Source organism: Thermopirellula anaerolimosa, assembly GCF_054657335.1.
This window is the reverse complement of record NZ_BAAHYX010000002.1, coordinates 22586-41252: the sequence shown is the minus strand read 5'-3', so window position 1 is coordinate 41252 and position 18667 is coordinate 22586. Positions and strand designations below refer to the sequence as shown.

The 18667-nt window shown below is 60.1% G+C and carries 16 protein-coding genes; 3 read left to right on the top strand and 13 right to left on the bottom strand.

Features of this window, described 5'->3' with window-relative positions; genetic code table 11:
* Window positions 1–160 precede the first annotated feature (160 nt).
* The 3 genes from ACYQ6J_RS00395 to ACYQ6J_RS00385 are packed head-to-tail and all read right to left on the bottom strand — an operon-like array spanning window position 161 to window position 2287.
* Window positions 161–1129, bottom strand: coding sequence for a hypothetical protein (locus ACYQ6J_RS00395; protein ID WP_460182219.1), 969 nt, complete (start codon window positions 1127–1129; stop codon window positions 161–163).
* Window positions 1086–1643, bottom strand: coding sequence for a hypothetical protein (locus ACYQ6J_RS00390; protein WP_460182218.1), 558 nt, complete (start codon window positions 1641–1643; stop codon window positions 1086–1088). Before ACYQ6J_RS00390 ends, ACYQ6J_RS00395 begins: the two co-directional genes overlap by 44 nt.
* On the bottom strand, window positions 1580–2287 hold the full coding sequence (locus tag ACYQ6J_RS00385; RefSeq protein ID WP_460182217.1) for a hypothetical protein: 708 nt from the start codon (window positions 2285–2287) through the stop codon (window positions 1580–1582). Before ACYQ6J_RS00385 ends, ACYQ6J_RS00390 begins: the two co-directional genes overlap by 64 nt.
* A gap of 545 nt (window positions 2288–2832) precedes the next feature.
* Here ACYQ6J_RS00385 and ACYQ6J_RS00380 point away from each other — a divergent pair.
* The 3 genes from ACYQ6J_RS00380 to ACYQ6J_RS00370 are packed head-to-tail and all read left to right on the top strand — an operon-like array spanning window position 2833 to window position 5362.
* Window positions 2833–3333 (top strand): DUF2924 domain-containing protein, encoded by a 501-nt coding sequence (locus ACYQ6J_RS00380; protein WP_460182216.1) that lies wholly within the window; start codon window positions 2833–2835, stop codon window positions 3331–3333.
* Complete coding sequence (locus ACYQ6J_RS00375) at window positions 3330–4895, top strand: recombinase family protein (RefSeq protein ID WP_460182215.1); 1566 nt, start codon at window positions 3330–3332, stop codon at window positions 4893–4895. Before ACYQ6J_RS00380 ends, ACYQ6J_RS00375 begins: the two co-directional genes overlap by 4 nt.
* Window positions 4892–5362 (top strand): hypothetical protein, encoded by a 471-nt coding sequence (locus tag ACYQ6J_RS00370; protein WP_460182214.1) that lies wholly within the window; start codon window positions 4892–4894, stop codon window positions 5360–5362. The genes ACYQ6J_RS00375 and ACYQ6J_RS00370 overlap by 4 nt, the downstream gene beginning before the upstream one ends.
* 607 nt (window positions 5363–5969) lie before the next feature.
* On the opposite strand, the gene ACYQ6J_RS00365 is transcribed toward ACYQ6J_RS00370, so the two are convergent.
* From ACYQ6J_RS00365 to ACYQ6J_RS00320, 10 genes are all read right to left on the bottom strand, one after another.
* On the bottom strand, window positions 5970–6665 hold the full coding sequence (locus ACYQ6J_RS00365) for an RHS repeat-associated core domain-containing protein (protein ID WP_460182213.1): 696 nt from the start codon (window positions 6663–6665) through the stop codon (window positions 5970–5972).
* A gap of 135 nt (window positions 6666–6800) precedes the next feature.
* Window positions 6801–7214, bottom strand: coding sequence for a hypothetical protein (locus ACYQ6J_RS00360; protein ID WP_460182212.1), 414 nt, complete (start codon window positions 7212–7214; stop codon window positions 6801–6803).
* 80 nt (window positions 7215–7294) lie between these two features.
* Window positions 7295–7996: an RHS repeat-associated core domain-containing protein gene (locus ACYQ6J_RS00355; RefSeq protein WP_460182211.1), complete on the bottom strand. Its 702-nt coding sequence runs from the start codon at window positions 7994–7996 to the stop codon at window positions 7295–7297.
* A gap of 288 nt (window positions 7997–8284) precedes the next feature.
* Complete coding sequence (locus ACYQ6J_RS00350; protein WP_460182210.1) at window positions 8285–8926, bottom strand: hypothetical protein; 642 nt, start codon at window positions 8924–8926, stop codon at window positions 8285–8287.
* 154 nt (window positions 8927–9080) lie between these two features.
* A complete protein-coding gene (locus ACYQ6J_RS00345; RefSeq protein ID WP_460182209.1) occupies window positions 9081–10334 on the bottom strand; it encodes an RHS repeat domain-containing protein in 1254 nt (417 codons plus the stop codon).
* Window positions 10335–10876: 542 nt separating this feature from the next.
* Window positions 10877–11866, bottom strand: a complete 990-nt coding sequence (locus tag ACYQ6J_RS00340; RefSeq protein ID WP_460182208.1) for an RHS repeat domain-containing protein — start codon at window positions 11864–11866, stop codon at window positions 10877–10879.
* A 47-nt stretch (window positions 11867–11913) separates the two neighbouring features.
* The gene (locus ACYQ6J_RS00335) at window positions 11914–12693 is read right to left on the bottom strand and encodes a hypothetical protein (protein WP_460182207.1); all 780 of its coding nucleotides are present in this window, start codon (window positions 12691–12693) and stop codon (window positions 11914–11916) included.
* Window positions 12694–12805: 112 nt separating this feature from the next.
* Window positions 12806–15304, bottom strand: a complete 2499-nt coding sequence (locus ACYQ6J_RS00330) for an RHS repeat-associated core domain-containing protein (protein ID WP_487248091.1) — start codon at window positions 15302–15304, stop codon at window positions 12806–12808.
* 266 nt (window positions 15305–15570) lie between these two features.
* Window positions 15571–16299 carry a DUF1559 family PulG-like putative transporter gene (locus ACYQ6J_RS00325; protein ID WP_460182205.1) on the bottom strand — a complete coding sequence of 243 codons (729 nt, stop codon included), beginning with the start codon at window positions 16297–16299 and terminating at the stop codon, window positions 15571–15573.
* Between the two features lie 26 nt (window positions 16300–16325).
* Window positions 16326–17315 carry an RHS repeat domain-containing protein gene (locus ACYQ6J_RS00320; protein WP_460182204.1) on the bottom strand — a complete coding sequence of 330 codons (990 nt, stop codon included), beginning with the start codon at window positions 17313–17315 and terminating at the stop codon, window positions 16326–16328.
* Between the last annotated feature and the right edge of the window lie 1352 nt (window positions 17316–18667).

The following is an 18667-nucleotide window of genomic DNA, read 5'->3' as shown; positions in this document are numbered from 1 at the left end:
GATTTCCCGCCGTGCCCGATGCACGGCGTCACCCCCCGCGGGGCTTGCAGCAAGTGCGCAAAAAAATCCTGCGGCATCGCGCAACTGGCGGTGCCGCAGGAGGATATAACGCCGGAAAACCGCTCTTGCAGTTGCACGAAATCGGTGCAACTGCAACCGGTCAAGATCGCCCCCGGCTGCCCGCCGGGGTCTTCCACCTCATGATAGCCTCCAAGTCCTGGGCCGTCTGCCAATACAACCGCAGTTCGCGGGCATCCCGGTCCCTCAGGCACCGGCTCACGTCAGCCTCGGTCAGGCCGGTACGCTCGGCCAACTGCTTCTGGCTTGGACGCGGCAGCAGGTCCGGGGTGCCGGCACGGTCCCTCGTCGCATAGGCGTGGTCCCGGGCCGCACGCAGGTGGGCGATCAATTCCTTCTCCAGTGCCTCAATCTTGGCCGCCCGCTCGGCGCGTTTCCGCTTCGGGCGCTGGGGTCTTGCAGTGCACGTCAGGCCCGCATCGACCAAACGGCCTTCCACGTATTCCACATCGAAGCAGATGTTTCCGCTGTCCAGAGAAAGCGCCGACTCCAGCGCGATCACCAGGTTCTCCACCGCCCCGGCCCATCGCCGGGCAGCCGCCTCCGTGGCCGTGAACAGAATCGCCTTCGGACGCCGGGACATTTCTGCCACCAGGGTGTCGCCATCGTCGCGGCGATAACATCGGGCGAAGTACACTTCGCGCCGGCGCCCTGCCCAGGTGACCTTGCCGACGCGCCATAGCCGTCCCGGTATGAGCTCGGTTGCCGGCCCGGAGACGCCGGCGCCGCTGAAGGCCGCGGCCAGAAAGCCGGCCGGGTCGCCCCGCCACCGCCTCAGGCTATCCCACGCCACCTCGACGATGCCGCACTGCGGGCAATGGATGTAGCCGTGCCTGGCGTGCGTCTTGCTGTCGGCAACGTACTCGACGCGGCGCTGCGGGCCGAACTGGCAGTCCGGGCAGCAGGCACTGCCGGCCGCAGCCATCTCGCGCAGCACGCCAAGCCGGACCAGCAGTTCCAAGCACGATCCGAATGCCCGGATTTCCCGGCAGTGGAACACCGGCGGCTCAATCTCCAACCGCCGCAAGATCGACGGTAGCACGTCCCGCACGATCGATCTCCCAGCGCTCCAGGTACTTCTCGACCAGTTCGACCCGCTCCGGCCTGGCGCTGCGCAAACTGCACGAGCTGGGAAACCCCACGTCGAAAGTCAGTCGCCCCGGCCTCCTGCCCTCCATAGGGAGGAACTCGAAACAGAATGTCACCAGGTTCACCCAGACCTCCGACAGCGGCAGCCGCTCTTGGTTCAGGCACTCCTCGATCGTCCTGTGGATAGTATCCTCGGGGTCATCATCGTCGATTTCCACGAAGATGCGGCGGCCGGTGTTCTTCGGCACCAGACGCATCTTGGAGATATGCACCCGAAGGCAGTCCTCCGGGTCCGTCTGGAGCTTGAAGGACGGGTCCTTCAAATGATCCAGCTCGTAGGCCGCCTCCGGATTCCACGGCCCCAGCTCCCGGCCAAGCACGGTCCGCGCGAAGATCTCCTCCAACCGCCGCTTCAGCTTGGCCGGCAACTTGGCGTACAGCTCCAGCGCCCCTTCGCCTTGCGTGTAGGCGAACACGATCGGAAACGTAGCGCGGAAAGTGCGGGGGCGAGCTTCCCGTCCTCGTCGTGCGCCGTGACGTTCTGGACGAAGTCGTCCGGGTGGGCGAAGAAATAGACCGTCCCGCCGCGCTCCAGCGTCTCCACGGTACAAACCTTGCCGCGACCCTGTTCCCAGGTGAGCATGGAGGCGATCTCTTCCTCCAGCCGCGCCCTGGCTGCGGCACCCATGTCCGGCTCGCGCTTGGGCAGATCATTCCGCTTGCGCCACCAGCTCAAATGCTCGACCTGATGGATCAGCATCGCCTTTTCGAAGGCCTCCGGGCGGTTGAGCCAGGCCCACATGGATTTGCCGTATGGGCCGAGTTCCTCCGGCATCGCCTCGGAGAGCTTGCACTCGCCGCAGCGCACCGCCCCCTCGAAGAGAGCGCCCAAACCGGTCTCGCAGGCCAGGTCGAATACGCTGCGCATCTCGCCTTCGATCCGATCCTGCTCGGCGCGGGGCATCCCGCTGAGCGTCTTGATCACGGGCTCGATCTCCCGTTCCCCGAGCTGGTCCCAGGGAATGCCAAGATCGCCATGCCCGAGCCGCTGGAAGAAGTCCTTCAGCAGGCGATTCGGGACCATCCGCAGGACGGTGGGAATAGAAAACTGCCGGGACACCTGATCTTTCTCCTTGTGCGCTTAGGGGTCATATGTACACATGTTCACTTTAACCGATTGTATCCGCTTCCTACCAGCATGCAAGCCTTCTCCGGACCATGGCCGCAACCAATTGCAGAACAACGAAATACGTCCCCACCGCCATGTCCAGTTCCGAGGTCATGGCGTTGGTTTCAGGGCCTCCGGCCTCCTTCCCCAGGGGGAATCCTCCGTCAGCTCGGCCTGCGACCGGGTAGTTAACCAATAGGGGGCCGCTCCGCTCTGGGCCCCAGGGCTTTCTGAACACCCCAGGAACATAATCGATGCCCTCACTGAACGCGCCCAGCGAACTCCCGGCCCAGGGGCCGCTCTGCCAGATCGCCCGCATTCTGGCTGCCGGGGTGCTTCGCTTGCGCAAGTGCGGGATCTGTCTTGCCGAGTTCAGCAGGCCGGGGCCGAAGCCTATCCCAGAATCCGGCGACAAAGACCTTGATCTTCCCGGCGACCCGAGGCTCAGTGTCCGTGCTGGTTGACGGTTTGGAGCGTCCCAAGACGAGGAGAACCGCATGGCACTGAACATCGCTAAAGAGCTGGCCGTCATGGAACGCATGACGCCCAGCGAGCTGCAAGCCAAGTACGCCGAGGTTTTCGGCGAACAGCCGTGCAGCCGCAACAAGCAGTGGCTGCTGAAGCGCATCGCCTGGCGGTTGCAGGCCAACGAGGAAGGCGATCTGTCCGAGCGGGCCCGGCGCCGGGCCGAGGAACTGGCCAACGACGCCGACCTGCGGCTGACGGCACCGCGCTTGCCAAAACGTTCTCCGGACGGGCAGGACCGGACCGTGACCCTGCCGGCCCGCTTTTCGGGCCCAACGCGCCTGCCGCCTGCCGGGACCATACTGACGCGCCAGTACAAGGGGCGCGTGCTCCAGGTCAAAGTCCTCCCGGACGGTTTCGAGTACGAGGGCCAGCTATACAAGTCGCTGAGTGCCGTGACCACGGCGATCACGGGCGCCCGCTGGAACGGCTACCACTTCTTCGGGCTTACGAAGCGCGGAGGTGCCCAATGAGCCGGCCAATGGCAGCCGCGGCAGCCCAGCCGCCGCCGGTCCGCTGCGCGATCTATACCCGCAAGAGCACGGAAGAAGGGCTGGACCAGGACTTCAACTCCCTGGACGCTCAGCGGGAGTCGGCCGAGGCATTCATCGCCAGCCAGCAGCACGAGGGCTGGCAGTGCCTGCCGGACCGCTACGACGACGGCGGCTACTCGGGCGGCACCATGGACCGGCCGGCCTTGCAGCGCCTCTTGGCCGACATCGAAGCAGGGAAGGTCGATTGCGTGGTAGTGTACAAGGTGGACCGGCTGAGCCGGTCGCTCTTGGATTTCGCCAGGATATTGGAGACATTCGAGCGGCGCCGTGTCTCGTTCGTCTCGGTCACCCAGCAGTTCAACACGGCCACGTCGATGGGCCGGCTGGTGCTCAACGTTCTCTTGTCCTTCGCCCAGTTCGAGCGGGAGATGATCAGCGAGCGGACTCGCGACAAGATGGCCGCGGCCCGTCGCAAGGGGAAGTACGTCGGCGGCCGGCCGATCCTCGGCTACGACGTGGTGGACACGAAGCTGGTGGTCAATGAAGACGAGGCCGAGCGAGTGCGGCAGGTCTTCGAGCTGTATTTGCAGCACCAATCCCTGCTTCCGGTCGTCAAGGAGCTTGGCCGCCGCGGCTGGACCACCAAGCGCTGGACCACCAAGAGAGGCACGGCCCGTGGCGGTCAGCCGCTGACCAAGAATCGCCTGTACCAGTTGCTTACCAATTTGGCCTACATCGGCAAGGTCCGGTACAAGGGCCAGCTTCACCAGGGCGAGCACCAGGCCATCGTCGATCAGGAGGTCTTCCGGCAAGTCCAGGCAGCATTGAAGCGGAATGGCCGGGGAGGCGGCGTGCGGAATAAGCACGGGGCGCTGTTGCGGGGTCTGCTTCGGTGTGCATCATGCGGGTGTGGCATGGCGCCGACGTACACGACCAAGGGCCAGCGGCGCTATCGATACTATGTCTGCGTGCAGGCCCAGCAGCGGGGCTGGCAGTCCTGCCCGGCGCCGTCGGTCCCTGCCGGCCAGATCGAAGCGTTCATCGTCGACGAGATCAAGTGCATCGGCCGGGACCCGGCACTGGTGGCCGCGACGTTGGCCGAGACACAGCGCCAGGCGGAGGAATCGCTCAAGTACTTGGAGAGCCAGCGCGAAGCCTTGAAGCGCCAACGCCGCGACGACGAGGGGCTGTTGCGGCGTCTGGCCGCTTCGCCCGGAAACGACGGCGATCGCCTCGCCCGCCTGGCTGACGTGCAGGAACGCTTGCGGCTTGCCGAACGCCGGCTGACCGAGATCGATGGACAACTGGCGGCGCTGTCGGGCAATCTTCTGGACGAACAAGAGGTGGCCAAGGCCCTGGCCGAGTTCGACCAGGTGTGGAGTATGCTGGCCCCGGCCGAGCAGGCCCGGATTCTCAACCTGCTCGTCGAGCGAATCGACTACGACGGCCCGGCCGGGAATGTGTCGATCACGTTTCGCCCCACCGGGATCAAATCGCTGGCCGCAGAACTCGGCGTTTGCAGCCAGGAGGAGACCGCATGACCCAGAAACTGACCGTTGCCCGTCCGTTCCATGTCCGCCGCGCGAAATATGGCCGCAAAGACCTTTGCCAAGGCGAGGCTGCCCCGACGCCCCCTGTCGGCCGCGTGCCCCGGGTCGCACGGCTTATGGCCCTGGCCATCCGCTTCGACGGTCTCATCCGCAAGAGCGTGGTGAAGCACCAAGCAGAGCTGGCCCGCCTAGGCCACGTGAGCCGAGCAAGGTTGACGCAGATCATGAACCTGCTCTGCCTGGCCCCCGATATCCAAGAGGCGGTGCTGTTTCTACCTTGCACCCATCGCGGGCGCGATGTGATCACCGAACGTCATCTTCGTGAACTGGCCGCCGTCCCGGATTGGCACACGCAGCGCAGGCTGTGGCAGGAACTTGTCGTTCGAACAACGTTGGCCTCGGGGGCCGAACCGAACCCGGTTGTAAACCAAGACGGGCCGGCCGGGCGGAGAGTCTGAGAGTTCGCGGCAAGTTCGGTTCGGGGTGCGATCGAAACCTGGCAGGTTCGGCTCGCTGCCCGAGCGGAACTAAGCGAACCGGAGAGTGGTTGGTTAACGCAGACCGAAACGCTCTGGTCGCCGTAACGCCTTCGGCAGAAAAGAGTTACGCCAGCGCACGAAGAAACGCCGACGCAACCCGTGCCCCGGCGTGGAGAGTCAACCGTCCGAGCAGCCCCTTTCCGCTACTTGATTGAAGGCTCCCCGTGCACAACTCTCTATGCAACCACTCGCGCGAGAGTCGATGTCGTAAGTCCAGAAGTTTCAATCGGTTACGGAGTTCACGTCCCGTTCGGCAAATGCATAACAAGCCAGAGGGCTTCGAACTGCCTGCCTGCGGGTTAGCCGTCGTCGATCACCGAGGCTGTAAACCCCCGATCGCTTTGTGCGGCCTGCCGTGAACCCAAGCTGGTTGATTCTACGCGAGCGTGGGACCATCCTGAACTGCCTCAGCTCCTCGGAACGGCGGTGGGACAGGCGCCGTGTCACCGCCGAAGCAACAACTCGATCAGATCGACGGCTCGATCCAACACCGCAGGCGGAAACGTCGCATCAGTTAGCCGGTTATTTAGCGGCCGACGGAAGGATCGTACCAGCGGTTGAGGTTGTTTTGAAGTTCGGTCTGACTATCGAACGCTCGGCCCGTGAATAAGAACAGACTATCAACCGCCGAATTAGTCTCGGCCGTCACCCGGCCAAAGGCGTCGTAGATGAGGTGATTGACCACAGTGGTCATGTCACTGCCCGAATTATACTTCGCAATATCCCGAACCGTGTTCAAGTGGTCCGTCAGGTTCCACTGTATTGTTTCATCAGTGCCGTTGTCAACGTTTTCCTCGGCCAAAATCTGGTCCACCGCCGGTCCCCACAGATACCGCCACTCCAGGTCGCCTGCCTGAACCTGCCCGGAGCCGGTCCGGCGGAAGTCCAAGACGATTTGGTTGCCATCGTAGGCGAGAACGCGCCGCTTATCCGTATGGCCATCGCCGTCGCTATCCAGACGCCGGCGGACCCAGCGGTTGGCGTAGTCGTAGGCGTTCTCGATCACCCGGTCCACCGCCGCGGCGTAACTGGCCCGATGCTCCACCTTGACCAGCCGATTGCGGTGGTCCCAAGTGTACTGGGTGATGTCGGTGTCGCCGGCATCGAGCTGGCCGTTTTCGTTCGTGTCGACGAACTGGTGGCTGCGGTTTTCTTTCGCAAGCTCACCACCACACTGCTGGTCAAGCCGGCAGCGCCACCCGGCGCCCGTCGCCATTGTCACGCACAGGCTACCTAACCTACTCGACTGGGTGGGGCAGTTCTCAATCGTACAAAGTGGGTCAATTCGCCGCGCTCGTTGACACCGCTCGCAATGGTCACCCACGCAGTACGCAACCTGGTTGTTTGCTGTAGGCGGCTACCACCAGCGAGGTAGCCGTATGTTGTCCTCGAAACGCAACGCTCGGTTTGGGAGAAGCTCAATGAAAACTGCACCACCGTACCCCGGCTCAAAGTACACGCCAATTGCTTTGCTGAACTCCTTGCCCGACACATGCGTGTATGTAAGCTCCAAATGCGATTCGCCTGCCGGCGTTATCCTCGTTCTGAACACCCCGTCAGGCTCAATCGTGGGCACCGTCTTCGTGCCACCGGTAAACTCAATTCGGACGCTCTGAAGTTCCTCGCCGGTCTTGTTGCAGATAACCACTTCGACACCTCTCGTAGCCCAGAAGGCAATTAGCAGCGCGGTGAGCACACACAATACGCACAGGACAGTGGTGCGAAAAATGGCTCTGCTTGTCCCAGCAGACGGGTACAATTTCTTCTCCATGAATACCGCCTCCGGTCGCTTGCGGATGCTGCGCTTCGTGCTACAGAGGTACTCCTGTAATTCGTTACGCGGATGCCGTTTCAATATACCGGGGGAATAAAGTAACCTCCTTGTGGTGGACTTCCGCCGGGCGCGGTCTGGAGAGTTCCGTCTCGCGCGAACTTAGCACAATCGTCGCTGCAATTGTGCCGACGAGCCAATTGTACGCCAATCGCGTTGTTCTTCCTATCCATGGCTTCCTCACCGGGAGGCTGATTCGATGCGCAGTCCTCGTGGATACTCCCAGCCGTGAGCGCGTAGCTGGACCCCATCTCTTCGGCCATCCGACAGGACCAATAACAGTGACGAAAAGCATCGGCAGCCCCGTTATGTAGTCCTGCCAACCCACCCGGCAAGGTCGGCGCAATTCGTCGTGCCTCTTCCAGCGCTTCGCTCGCAAGTCGGTTCGCTGTCCAAGCGTTGCGAAAGCCAAGAAGTCGGATCGCTGTGAGGGCTTCGCCGCCACAGCATATTATCTTCAGCCCAACAGGGTCTAATCGCTCAAGGGGGGAGTTTTGCACATACCGATAGAGGTTGAGATCCTGGCCCTTATAGCCAATCGGGTCCCCGCTTGTCCACCGGCCGACGGAAGGATCGTACCAGCGGTGGAGGTTGTTCTGGAGGCCGGTGTCGGGGTCGAAGGGCCGACCGGTGAAGAGGAACAGCGAGTCCGCGGCCGAATTGCTCGCGGCCGTCACCCGGCCAAAGGTGCCGTAGATGAGGTGGTTGACCACGGTGGTCATATCACCGCCCGAGTCGGACTTGGCAATGTCCCGGAGCGTATTGAGCTAGTTCACTGGCATGTATTGTACAGATCCGCAGTGCGCCTTTCCCTTTCGTATCTCTCGCTCCCGTTGGTCCCAAATAGTGGAGCATTATACCGATCGGTAGCGGGCTGTGCATGAGTTCCTTCGATATATCTCGCTCCGAAGGCACGAAGCTACTCTCCTGATCGGCGTCAGTTTTTGCGGGAGTGCCTTACTACTTTGGCAACGTCCCGTTCATCACGGTACATTCCACGTTTCAGATGTCTAACAACGCCGCCACTCTCTTACACAGTTATACCGTTTGGTTATGCTCATAATCACCTCTTCGATCACCTTCGCCACCATCTGGTCACCAGATTTGTCATACACTTGCACGTCCGCGGTAAGCGTGGTGTATTGAGCGCCGAAAATAAAACCCAATGACTCAAGTGCATTCTGAAGATCGTGTATAAAGCTGTCAACTATTACAGCAGGAGGGCACTTCCGAAACGAAATAAAATACTTGTAACAATGCAATTGGGCATCGACGTCGGGGGGGCCAGATTCGGGTGGCCCTACGAAACAGAAGTGCACTCTTCTATTGTACTCCTCGACAGAACAGCCAAAGAGTTCCTCGATATCCCGATCATCGCCATAAGAGTCATGGAATTTAAGATCGGCATAATCCATTGCGCCGAAGAGCAAATAAAGCCACATTCCTTCCCAGGTTTCATCGAGTGCGAGTTCATTGTCCAATAACCTTAAGACCTTGGGGTACAATCGCTCCAGCCGCACACGTTCCGCCAACTCCGCCAATTCCTCTATCTCCTCATCCGTCGCGCGATCCAAAAAACGAAGCACCTGTGCTTCACATTCAAAGCGGTAGCGTGCCGCAGGCTCCGCTAAAAACTTGAGTTCCTCGGGCAAGTTCGCCAACTTGCCTAGCCCGACTGGCCGTGAGGACGAGCTTTGTCCTTTTCCTCCATGCATGAGTGGGTCACCTCTTGAACTTCCAGAACCGTTCGTTGTGTTAGGGAGATACGACCTCCTGCTGTGGCCTTATCGGCCATTACTCATGTCCTCAGCGAATATCTCCAATCCTGTCACCGAATCGGCAGATAGTGGTCTCAATGTTGTACACCGTAAAGCCAATAAAATGTTCTTCGCCAACGATCTGCTCATATCCTTCAAGGCTCCGGCATTCTGCTCTCGTTGTCACGCCTAGATGCACCCAATTGGAAACTCGCGTAGCCATCCCTCTTTCTTCCGAATAGAAAATATTCCACCAAGAGGGAATAATCACCACATATCGAAACCGTGCACATTCACAGGCGCATTTATCAAGGTCAGATAGAAATGGCGTGTCACGCCAATCCCAGGAAATCTCGGCAGCCTGAGCCGTACCTGCATCTGTTAAAACGATGAAAACCGCCGATAAGGCGGCACCGGCACCAATAATCCTCGTTGGGCGAATGCGCGGCATCTTGACACCTGGTTTCGCTCCTCGCATGATTTCATCTATGTGCTGCTGGATGACATCGTCCGGGACCCCCGCCTCTTTTAGAGCCTTGATGATATGCAATCGCTGTTCAGCAGGCGAAAAATTGGCCCATTTAAGCCGGCCCTCTTCACCGTATCCAATCGCCTTCCGGAAATATTCCGTCGCAATTCGGTGTTGGTCTGGCGATAGAACAATGCAGGGTTGCTGTGGACTTCCTCCGAGGTAAAGAGGATACGGATGATGCACATCCTCGCCAACTGCATCGGTTAGCGAGGTTACTCGATGCCCCACATACCGATACAAATTCGAATCGCCACCCGCAAAGCCAATCGGGTCCTCGCTCAGCCAGCGGCCGACCGCAGGATCGTACCAGCGGTTAAGGTTGTTTTGCAGGCCGGTGTGAGTATCAAAAGGTCTACCCGTGAATAAGAACAGAGTATCTATCGCCGGGTTGCTCTCGGCCGTCACCCGGCCAAAGGCGTCATAGATGAGGTGATTGACCACAGTGGTCATATCGCTGCCCGAATCGTACTTGGCGATGTCCCGGACCGTGTTCAAGTGGTCCGTCACGGTCCACTGTACTGTTTCATCAGCCCCATTGTCAACATTTTCCTCGGCCAAAATCTGGTCCACCGCCGGTCCCCAGAGGTAACGCCAGCGAAGGTCCGAGGCCGCTACGTTCCCTGCGCCGCTATGCTGGAAGTCCAAAACCACCTGGTTGCCGTCGTAGGCGAAGACTCGTTTCTGTTCGTAGTCACCGTCGCCGTTGGCATCCATCCGCCGCCGCACCAGGCGGTTCTCATGGTCGTACGAATACCGAATCACCCAGTCCACCGCTGCCCCGTAGCAGCCGTCTGATCGAACATATCCTTGATCAAATCCCAGCGTTCATCCGTCAACAGGCGGCGCAACATCATCCATCTCGCTTCGTGGACATACTCGGCCCCACTGACAAGCTCTTCGACTGCCCATCATCATTAGCTGTGTTTGCAACCCCGCAATTGCGGTTTTCAGACAGAGCCTAATTCGGTACCGCACTTGTCTCGAACCGATTGACGCGCGTTACATCAACTCACTTCCCGGACACCTTCAACTCTCTACCTCTACAGGCCTCTCCTTCCATTGTCGGACACAATGATAACGGTCATTTACCGCCATAATGATACGGTTTATAGTCTCGACGCCGCTTCTCCCGGGAGATTCGACGCTAAAAGCGAGGTCTGCGCACTTTCTGTTATATCCACCACCAGCGATGATCCCCTTTGATTCTGCCTCTGCCATAAGGTCGTCTATGAATCGATCGATGGTCTCTCTTGTGATACCGGGAAAAAACTCCAGCGTGTAAGCGTAATCGGCCATAAGCAAACCGCTATAAATCATTGAAGGTTTAGCATTTTGTTTACAATCTGTTGAGCAACACCAATGCTTATCTCTTTTGGGATTATAAAAGGCTCGTTCTCCACAATTACTTTCACATGACTACCTTTTCCACCACCCTGTACTACCTTTCCACCCCATCTTATCAGAAGGTTCACAACACGGTCCTGTCCCAAGTTTCTAATATGCTTGACGACCTGTCCCTTGTTAATAACGCCAGTTTCGATACAGCACCAAAGAGCCGCAGGGCTCTTCAGGCAACCCGTTAATGTGCTGATTCTACCCGTTGGATCCAGTGCTAGGAGGACGGTGTTACAAACATACCGATACAAATTCCCGTCACCCGCGTCATAGCCGATCGGATCCTCGCTGAGCCACCTTCCCACGGCCGGGGCGTACCAGCGGTGCAGGTTGTTTTGCAGGCCGGTGTCGGCGTCGAACGGCCGGGCGGTGAAGAGGAAGAGACTATCCACCGCCGGCTCACGCCGGCGGCTCGCCATCGGCGTGACGCGGCCGAAGGCGTCATAGACCAGGTGATTGACCACGGTCGTCGTGTCCGTCAGCGGGTCGTACTTGGCGATGTCCCGCACGGTGTTCAGGTGATCCGTCAGCGTCCAGGCTACCAAATCCGCCGTCCCGCCGTCAACTTCTTCCTCGGCCAGAATCTGATCCACCGCCGGGCCCCACAGGTAGCGCTCGCGCAGGTGGCCAATCTCTAGATCCCCCGAGTTGGCCCGCCAGAAGTCCATCACGATCTGGTTGCCGTCGTAGGCGAACAGGCGCCGCTGGTCGGTATGCCCGTCGCGGTCGGCGTCCAGCCGCTTGCGGACCCAGCGGTTCTGGTAGTCGTAGGCATACTCCACCACCTTGTCCACCGCCGCGGCGTAGCTTGCGCGGTGTTCGACTTTCACCAGGCGGTTGCGGTGGTCCCAGGTGTACTGGGTGATGTCCCCGCCCCCGCTGTCGGTTTGCGTATGTTCCCCCCGCATCCAGATACTGCGCAATAACTGCGCGCGATGCCACGGGAACTTGCCGCCTACGAAGGTGTATCCCGGGTTCCCGTGTCGCCGTTGCGGGGTCCCCCTAGGGCCGTAAGCAATCGGTCCGCCGCCTGGCGCACCCTTCCACTTGGGCCGTATAGCTCCCTCAGCAACCGGTCTTTCCGTTTCGGTGTCTCAGGGCGGGCAAATTCGTCCGGATGCCACTTTTGCTCAATCGCCTCTTCCCTGGCCGCGGCCTCCGCGAAAACAGCCAAATCCTCCACAAGGCTCCCAAGCACGACCGCTATGGCCCACACCAACCCCGACACTGCGCCCACAGCATCCCACGGGTCCGGCGGAAGCATGGTTATTCGCGACCCAAGGAATCGGCAGACGTGGAGCCGCGTCTGGAAATCTAATTTTGCGCAAGCAGTGACCAAGAGTCGCAAAGCATCCAGATAAACGTCCGGCGGGGGGTCTTTTCCGCCCAGTATGTAGCAGTGCAGATACAGCGACATGGCGTAAACCAGCTTGTATGGGTCTACGATCGTGCCCTTCTCCTCGTCAATTAGATAGTAAAAGACCATGTGCCAAAGGAGTTGTTCGAGCTCCCGGCGTTCCTTTTCATCTCGGGGAAAAACACCCGAGGAAAGCGGTTCTACCAAACTGGCAGGCGGAATCCGGTCCAAATCAATTTCAGGCTGCCCATCGCCGTGCAACTGCTCCACCAAATCCTTTGGCACCCGTTCGGCCAGAAAGGCCAGGTAGTCGGCGTCCACCCGTTGCGGATCGACATTAAACCACGGTCGGTTGGGTTGCGGAGTTAAGCTACTCATAGACTGTCTCCCATCTCGACGCGCTCACGGCCCAGGCAAATGTAGCTCAGCTCAGTCTGAAACAAGTAGTACTGACCCGGCCCCTGCGGATGATTATATCAGTAAAGTCTTATTACCAATTTTTGGGTAGCCCAAACGGGCCCAAGGGATTAAAGGGATCCCTACCTAGCAGTTCCCAATAAGGCCTCGGTGGGGGCGGTTCGCCACAGCCGAGCCGGCGGTAGTGGTCCCAGCACTTTTGCAGTGCTCGTTCTTTCCCCGCAACCTGTTGGCGATGACCCTGTTCCTGTTCCTCCGGACCTTCTTTGATGCTGCCGGGCATCACGTAGTCACAGCGCAGGTCGAGCCACCATTTTCGCCCTTGGACCTCCCAGTAGATGGCACTGCACTTGCGAGCGACCTTGGCGCAGTCGCATTCGTCCCGAAAGTTCCCACCCAAACGCTCGAGCGGCTTATAGAACGCGTCGTGAATTGTTGCGCAGTCGATCCTGCGGTTATAGACGTTCCAGCATCTCCGGGCGTACGCCTCCCATTCTGGCGTTCCGGGCATCGGCTGTAACCACGGACCAGGCCCTTCCGGAAACCCCGGCGGCAGAGGGGTATATGCAGGACGATCCGCGGAGCTTGACGGAGGATACGAAGGCGGCCAGTTTATGTCGGGCAGGCCTGGCGGGGTAGGCCTAGGTCGCGGCAAAGGCCATCCCGGACGGACGCCCGGTCGCACTGGCGACGGGCCGGGGCGCACGGGCAAAGGAGGTGCGACAGGTCCGCGCAACCCACTCGCATCGGTGAAGTTCATTGGGGAATTTTGGATGTATCTGTAAAGATTTCCATCCCCGGCCTCAAACCCGATCGGGTCCTCGCTCAGCCAACGGCCGACACGCGGGTCGTACCAGCGGTTGAGGTTGTTCTGCAAGGCGGTGTCGGTGTCGAACGGCCGGGCGGTGAAAAGAAAGAGAGAATCCACCGCCGGGTTGCTCTCCGCCGTCACCTTGCCGAAGGCGTCGTAGACCAGGTGATTGACCACGGTCGTCGTGTCCGTCAGCGGGTCGTACTTGGCGATGTCCCGCACGGTGTTCAGGTGATCCGTCAACGTCCAGGCTACCAAATCCGCCGTCCCGCCGTCAACGGCCTCCTCGGCCAAAATCTGGTCCACCGCGGGACCCCACAGGTAGCGCTCTCGCAGGTGGCCGACCTGGAGGTCCTGGGAATTGTTGCGCCAGAAGTCCAGCATGATCTGGTTGCCATCGTAGGCGAAGATCCGCCGCTGGTCGGTATGCCCGTCGCCGTCGGCATCCAGCCGCTTGCGGACCCAGCGGTTCTCGTAGTCGTAGGCATACTCCACCACCTTGTCCACCGCCGCGGCGTAGCCGGGGCGGTGTTCGACTTTCACCAGGCGGTTGCGGTGGTCCCAGGTGTACTGGGTGATGTCGGTATCGCCGCTGTCGAGCTGCCCGTTCTGGTTGGCGTCGATGAACCGGTGCGTGCGGTTGCCCTCGGCATCGTACTGGTAGCGGTAGGTGCCGTCGGAGAGGAGCCGGTTGTTGGCACCGGTGGTGTACGCGCTGCCGTTGGCCAGCACCCGGTTGCCATTGGCGTCGTAGGTGTAGCTTTCGTCGCTTTGGTAGTCGTAGTCGGCGGCGGTCAGTTGCCCGGTGGCGTCGCTGGTATAGTCGGCCGTGCCGTCCACCGAGTTGACGTACTGCGTCATCCGCCCGGCGGCGTCGAAGGACCAGCCGTAGTCGACGAACGTGGTCTGCCCGCGGTAGTGGACGAGGTCCACCAGCCGGCCCGTCTGGTCGTAGCCGTAGTCGCTTTGGGCCACATGCTGGGTGCCGGCCAGGTCGGCGTAGCGGGTGAGGCCGGCGAGCCGGCCGGCGGCGTCGTAGGAGAAATCCACCCGTTTTTCGGCCACGTCCCTGCCGCCGGGCTGTTCGCCTTGGGTCAGGCGGATGAGCCGGCCCAGGGCGTCGTAGGTATAGTTGTTTACGAAGTCGTCGGTGCCGTTGATGCGGGCAGCCAGCCGGGTGCGGCGTCCCGCGGCGTCGTACTCCTGGGTGAAGGTGATGCTGGGCGTCAGGCCGGCCAGCGAGTGGGTGATGGTGATCGCCCGGCCGAGGGCGTCGTACACGAAGGAGTACTCCGCGTCCGGATCGCTGGCCGAGAGCATCTGCCCGGCCGCGTCGTAGGTGAAGGCGATCGTCCGCTGCCGGTTCTGGTCGGCGTCGGCATCCTGCACATTGTTGTACCAGATTTCGGCGGTGTTGCGGCCGAGATTGTCGAACTGGAACTGGCGGACCCGGCCCAGGCGGTCGACCCGGCGGACGAGGTACCCGCCGGCGTTGTAGACGAACGAGCGGGTGTAGCCCAGTTCGTTGGTCTCTTCCACAGAGCGGCCCAGCGAGTCGTAGACCCAACTGGTGGTGTTGCCTTCCGGGTCGGTGAGCGAGAGGCGGTTGCCGGCCGCGTCATAGGTATAGGTGGTGCTGGCGCCGGCCGCATCGGTCTGGCTGGTGAGGCGGCCGAGGTTGTCGTAGACGTAAAGTGTCGTGTGACCGAGCCGGTCGGCCTGAGTGAGGACGCGGCCAAGTGCGTCGTGGGAGAAAAGCAGGCCCGACGTTGTAAGCGCGATCCCAGCTGGCCCTCGGCCCGTCTCCCAGGAGTTACACTCGTCCCCTTTCCAGATGATGTAGGCGGCTGCTCTTTCGTCTCTACTCGTACCTCGGCGGCGATGTCCGAAGCGCCTGTGAATCAGTGAATCTACCTATCTTCACTTAATCGGACCTGTCCCCGTTTTCTGTCCCCAAGAACGCGTGGCGTCACGCCAATGCCCATGGAAGAGCTAGCGGCGCCGCCGGCCCGGCAACGACCTTGCGATCACTCGTTCCCCACATATCCTTTATCTTTCCCTACATACCACATGAGACCCGTGCTCCCCATGTTGCCTTCCTTCCTCAACACGGTGCACGCGCGCTTGTCACCAGACAGGAATAATCGAAGCCACTCCTCCTGGTCTTTCAGCGGAACGTACATACATACCCTGCTACCATCCCCCAGCAACACGAGCCTGAGTGGGTTGCCCATGAATCCGACATGATTTGGAGTGCGATCGCACGCGACTATGGTCGTCGAATCATCCCTCAAATCGCTAGCAATCAAGGCGGGATTGAGCACATAGAATGGCCCCGACGGATTCTTATCGGCGGGACATCTCAATGTTGAGGGACCAATGCCAAGCTCCTCTTGTACCTTGGGGTCATTCAGCGGATCAATCGATGCCTTTCCGTCCTTCCCGCGAGGCACATCGCCATGTAGTGACACGTATTTCAGAAGCGCATCGTAAAGCGTGCGGAGATTGCTATCGCACTGTACTCGTCTGGCTGCTGACCGCGCATCGCAACCAAAGCCACCAACTCGACACCCCGCAATGCCAACCGCGCATAACAATAGCGCGGAAAGAAAACAAGACTGTGCTACCACAGCCAGCAAGAACACTTTTCGACACAACGGCAAGATGTTTGTTCTAGCGCCACTCGTGGCGCACGCAAGTGGGGAGCGTTCAACGTTGCTGGATGTGAATGAGAAGCAGAGCCGCGATGTTTCCATGGGGTGATCCTCCTGTATCCTCCTTTTCAGTACAGATTGAAGGGGCCAATGTAAGGACCAGGGCCAACGGGGTGAGAGGGCATGTTCGGTCGAGTCGTGGTAGGCGGCGAGCAGGTTGTACGTTTCCATCCAAAGGCGTCCGGCCCATAGCGCCAGAAATCTGTTCCCCCTTTCCAAAAGTCAATGGTGTACACTTGCCCCGTGGCCATGCATTTGATTTCACCCCAAGCATGGTCAGTGAATGGCACGCTTATATCTGTTCCCGGAATAGTGGGACCGATGTGGGTGACCGTAGTATATGCGAAGTACGTCCCGTTCCGTAGGATTTGAAATACCTCAAACTCACAATCGGTGCATACGGGACCAAAGTAGCAAAAGCGACTTGGGCCTCCACGGTCATAGATTTTGCGATACGCCTTCCTGAGACCGGCAATGATAGCATCAGCATCCTTCTCACACTGCGCCTTCTTGCAAGGGTCGCTCTGTAGCGAGCAGCATCCGCGCAATTGCTGCCGAAGCTTTGCAGCGTTCGCTTCAAACTCTCTATCGCGGGCTTCGCGTTCCTTCTTCTGCCGTTCGGCCACCCACTTTGCATAGCCCTCGCACCACATTGAGCCACCCGGCGCATCCAACCCTGACGGATCAATGTACCGGGCCGGGTCGTCGCCAACGTAGCGGTAGAAATTGACGTCCGCTTGAATCGGATCCTCGCTCAGCCATCTTCCCACGGCCGGGTCGTACCAGCGGTTGAGGTTGTTTTGCAGCCCGGTGTCGGCATCGAACGGCCGGGCGGTGAAGAGGAAGAGCGAGTCCACCGCCGGGTTGCTCTCCGACATGACGCGGCCGAAGGCGTCGTAAACCAAATGGTTGACCACGGTGGTGGTGTCCGTGCCGGGGTCGTACTTGGCGATATCCCGCACCGTGTTCAGGTGGTCCGTCAACGTCCAGGCTACCAAATCCGCCGTGCGGGTGTCAATCAAAATGATGGCTGCAATTCCGTGTGACGGATGGCACACGGTGGTTCGCCCTCTCCTTTTGGGAGAGCGTGGCTAGCGTCAGCGAGCCGGCTGAGGGCAAATCCCACCGCGGGACTCCATAGGTTGCGCTCTCGGAGGTGGTGGAGCTGCATGTCCTGGGGTTAGGAGCCTAAGAGCCAAATGCGGTCACCCGGATCCCTTTCAGCGCCGATCTCTCTCCTGGGGTTGTAGAGCGGCACGCGCCCAGCCGCGCTGTAAATCTCGTCCGGGAACATCTCGGGGGCGCCACGCGTTTACGTAGCGGTGTGTCAGCGGCGCGGTGGGCAAGCGCCCCGTATGCCGCCCGATGCCGTGCCGTGTTGTTACGTGCTCGATAACGATCTCCGTGCGTTCATTACCGCTGCATCATAACCGCGGGAACCCCCGCCGCTGGTGACGGAAAGCCCAGCCAGGGGAGGTACATAGAACTCATACTGAAAAACCACGTGACGTCTATGGGCAAGTCCGTGAAGGGGCTACCCTGCGCTTGATCCCGGGGTACATTTATTCGCATTCGGCTTTCAAAGCATTTATTCCCGTTCGGACGCCATGGCGGAAGCTGATGACGCAATTCGCTCTCGACGGGAATGCCCCACCACTCACACTGCATGCGCAGAATACGGGTGCCACCCGATTCTGAGTTAGACAGGTATCTCAAGGCGAAATACGGCGCGGGATCGTTGCCGCCAAAGAAGACCAACCCTACGGCCTCTGGATCCCATTGCAACATCGATAGGGCACGCTTGTCTGCCGTTGCAGTGCGATAGTGCCGCACACCCCACGTGGGCTGTGCCGGATTAACGTATTGCCATTCCGGGAGTGAAGCCGGTAAAGCGCGAGTCGCAGCCCGTTGTGCGCTACGGGCAATAATGACCTTGAGGAGGTCCAAGCTTGTACTGCACACGTACACATCGGGCCGTAAAGCGGCTACCCATCGTAGGTCGGCCTTCGGTGGTTCCTGGCGCTGCCCGCCCCGAATATCGGGTACGGCGGACGGCTCCTGGTTCAGATCCACTTCACCTATCTCCACCCCGCCGGTTGTCTGCACTACGCTTCCCGAAGCCGCCAAAGCTCCCACGAGTCGAGACGCCCTATTATCGCAAAACATGACGATGTCGCACGTTTGCCGGGTACCATCCCTGTCCCAGCAGAGCGCCTTCATGAATAGGGTCGCACTCCGCGGGGAATAGAACGCGTTTATCAACCTGTGCCGAACATCAGGTGGGTAAATGCGCCGATAATAGGCCAGCGGCTCGATGCAGTGCATGGCTACTAGGTCTTCAGGCGGATAGTCCTGCTTCGGATAACAGTACCCTTGCGGCGACGGCAGGAAGGGCGCACCGCCCATGCCT